3 protein-coding genes are annotated in these 3567 nt (G+C 73.9%); 2 read left to right on the forward strand and 1 reads right to left on the reverse strand.

All coding sequences use genetic code 11. The annotated features are described in order from the left end of the window. Nucleotides 1-105 precede the first annotated feature (105 nt). Nucleotides 106-858: a nucleoside hydrolase gene (locus AC1DY2_RS17270; protein WP_476763533.1), complete on the forward strand. Its 753-nt coding sequence runs from the start codon at nt 106-108 to the stop codon at nt 856-858. Nucleotides 859-887: 29 nt separating this feature from the next. Here AC1DY2_RS17270 and pdxR read toward each other — a convergent pair whose 3' ends face one another. Beyond that, on the reverse strand, nt 888-2318 hold the full coding sequence (gene pdxR, locus AC1DY2_RS17275; RefSeq protein WP_476763534.1) for a MocR-like pyridoxine biosynthesis transcription factor PdxR: 1431 nt from the start codon (nt 2316-2318) through the stop codon (nt 888-890). Nucleotides 2319-2439: 121 nt separating this feature from the next. On the opposite strand from pdxR, the gene AC1DY2_RS17280 reads away from it, so the two are divergent. Further along, nucleotides 2440-3447, forward strand: a complete 1008-nt coding sequence (locus tag AC1DY2_RS17280; protein ID WP_476763535.1) for an aldo/keto reductase — start codon at nt 2440-2442, stop codon at nt 3445-3447. Nucleotides 3448-3567 lie beyond the last annotated feature (120 nt).

Genomic DNA, 3567 nt, shown 5'->3' on the forward strand with positions numbered 1-3567 from the left:
TCAGTCGCTCGACCTGCTGGCCGTCACGACGGTCGGCGGCAACGTGCCGATCGAGCACACGAGCCGCAATGCCCGCATCGCGCTGACCGTCGCGGCGTCGCCGGCGTGCCCGTCGCCGCCGGAGCCGCAGGCCCGCTCGCTCGCACGCTCGAGACCGCCGAATGGATCCACGGGGAGAACGGGCTCGGCGGACCCGTGCTGCCCGAGCCGAGCGTGCGGCTCGACCCGCGGGGCGCCACCGAGCTCATGGCCGACACGCTGCTCGCCGCCGACGAGCCGGCGGCGATCGTCGCCACGGGACCGATCACGAACGTGGCGATCCTGCTGCGCGACCGCCCCGACGTCGCCGACCGCATCCGCGAGATCGTGTGGATGGGCGGCTCCACGGGGCGGGGCAACGTCACGCCGTACGCGGAGTTCAACGCGTGGGTGGACCCCGAGGCGCTCGCGCTCGTCGTGAGCAGCGGCATCCGCTTCACGATGGTCGGACTGAACATAACGCACCAGGCGCTCGTGACGGCCGGGGTGCGCGAGCGGCTGGCCGGCGTCGGCAACGCGACCGCCGCCTTCGGCGACGAGCTGCTCGAGTTCTTCTGCCGCACGAACGACGAGGTGTTCGGCATGCCCGACGGGCCGTTGCACGATCCCGTCGCCGTGGCGGTGCTCGCCGACCCGGCCTGCGTGCAGCTCGTGCGCACGCGCCTCGACGTCGAAGTCGCCGGCGCCGAGACCGTGGGCGCGACGAGCGTCGATCTCGACGGGATGCTCCGCCGCGAGCCGAACGCGTGGGTCGCGACCGGCCTCGACGTCGACCGCTTCTGGGGCGTGCTCGAGACGGCCATCTCGCGCCTCGCCTGACGGCGCGGCCGACCCACCTGCTCCGTGCGTCAGCCGAGCGTGCGGATGACCCGCGCGAGCCGCCCGACCGCCTCGTCGACCAGGGCGTCGGAGAGGTTGCCGTAGCCGAGCACGAGCGCCTCGGCAGTCGGCGTACGACCCGACGCTCGATATCGGTTCAGGTCCGAGACGCCGACGTCGAGCTCCGCGGCGGCAGTGCGCACGTCGGCCGCCCGTACGCCGGGGGGCAGCTCGAGCACGGCATGCATGCCGGCGGCGACGCCCGTCACCGAGAGGTCGGGCAGCTCCAGGGTGAGCGCCTCCAGCAGTGCAGCCCTCCTCCGTCGGAACCGCCCGCGAGCCGCACGCAGGTGGCGTTCGAGGTCGCCACTCGTGATGAAGTGGGCGAGCGCGACCTGCTCGAGGGTCGAGGGGCGCGCCGACTCGGGCAGGCGCACACGTGCCCGGATCTCGGCAGGGATGATCGCCCAGCCGAGCCCGAACGCCTGCGCGACCGACTTCGACAGCGAGCCGACGAGCACGATGCGCTCGGGTGCGAGCCCCTGCAGGGCCGCGATCGGCCGCCGGTCGTAGCGGAACTCGGCGTCGTAGTCGTCCTCCACGAGCAGCCCGTCGACCCGCCTCGCCCAATGCACGATCGCCTCGCGTCGGGCCGGTGACAACGCCGCTCCCATGGGGAACTGGTGCGCCGGCGTGATGAGCGCCGCGCGGGCGCCGGTGCGCTCGGCGGCCGCTTCGAGCGCCGCCACGTCCACGCCGTCCGCATCGACCGGGACCGGCACGGGCGTGAGTCCCGCGGCCGCCGCGACCTCGCGCATCCCGCTCCACCCCGGGTCCTCGACGAGGAGGCTCCGATGCCCGGCTGCCCGGAGCCCCGCTGCGAGGCCGACCATGGCATCGCCGGCGCCGTGCGTGATGACGACGTCGTCGGGCCGTGCGACCCCGCGGCGTGAGCGCACGAGGTACTCCGCCACGGCGGTGCGGGCGAGCGGATGCCCCAGCCGATCGACCACGGCGAGCTCGGCGTCGGGCAGCAGCTCGAGCGCCCGCCGCACGGCGGCCGACCACCTGGCGCGCGGCACGTTGCGCAGGTCGGGCACGCCCGGCCCGAGGTCGTACGCCGGCCGCCGGTACTCGGCGCGAACCGAACCCGACTCAGCCGATCCGACGGTGGGCGGATGCCACGAGCCGGCCGCCACTCGGGTCGCCGCGCCGACCCGGGCGTCGAGGAGCCCCTCGGCGACGAGCTGCCCGTACGCCTCGGTCACCACCCACCGGGAGACGCCCAACGTCTCGGCGAGGGCCCGGCTCGGGGGCAGCGCGGCGCCGGCGGGGATGCGCCCTGCCTGCACGGCCTCGCGGATGGCGCCCTCGAGGCGATCGCGCAGCGCGGCGGTGGAATCGCCGAGGTCGAGCAGGGTCTCCCACGCGAGGGTCGGCGCGGCGGGCGGTCGCGGCATCCGGAGCCCCCTTCGCGGGCACGGTCATCGAATTGGTCTGGCAGAACGGTAGCCGATTGGAGTGTATGCCCGTGCCGATACGTTCGTACGCTCGATCCATCACCGGATCGAAAGGATCATCATGCGCTACCGCACCATCGGCGACGGACGCACGTCGTTCGACGTCTCCACCCTCTGCCTCGGCACCATGTGGATGGGGACCCGTACCGACGAGGCCACCTCGTTCGCCATCCTCGACCGCTTCGTCGAGGCCGGAGGCACGTTCCTCGACACCGCCAACAACTACAACGCGTGGGGGTTGGGCCACGGCCACGACAGCGAGGACGTCATCGGCCGCTGGCTCGCCAGCCGCGGCATCCGGGACCGGGTCCGCATCGCGACGAAGCTCGGCGCGGCGAAGAAGGACCCCGCGCTGCCGCTGTCGACGAGCGAGCCCACCAACTACCAGGGCCTCGCCGCCGACATCATCGCCCGGGAGTCGCGGGAGAGCCTTCGCCACCTCGGCGTCGACCACCTCGACGTGCTCTACGGACACGTCGACGACCGCGAAACCCCGCTCGCCGAGACCGTCGGCGCCTTCGGCGAGCTCCAGGACGCCGGGCTCGTCGGCATCACGGGCATCTCGAACGTCGCCGTCTGGCGCGTGGTCGAGGCACGGGAGGAGGCCATCAGGCAGGGCATCGCGCCGTACGGGCTCGTGCAGCAGCAGTACAGCTTCATCCACCCGGCGCCGAAGCCCGGCCGCATGAACTTCGTCACGCCCGAGCTGCTCGACTACGCCGACGCCAGCGGGGTCGACGGCCGGGCGCCGCTGGCCGTGACGGCGTACTCGCCGCTGCACCAGGGCTCGCTCGCCCGACCCGACAAGCCGCTCTGGGGCGGAGTCGACCACCCCACCACGCACGCCCGGATCCGGCTGCTGCACGAGGTCGCCCGCGACGTCGGCGCGACGCCCAACCAAGTCGCCCTCGCGTGGCTCCTGGGTGGCGATGTGCCGGTCATCCCCGTCGTCGGGGCCTCCAGCGTCGCCCAGCTCGACGAGGTCCTCGGAGCGGCCGAGCTCGACCTCGACACGTCGGTGCGCGAGCGCCTCGACGCCGAGCCCATGGAGCGGCTCGCGGCGGCGTGAACCGGGGACGCTGGCCGGCGTCACCCCGCCCGTCTCGGCGCGTGGCGGGAGGAGTTCGGCGCGGAGGGAGGTCGGAGCGGGGGGATCCGCCCTCCCCACGGCCGAATCGCCGCCCCCGCC

This window comes from Agromyces sp. P1_H4, assembly GCF_056405255.1.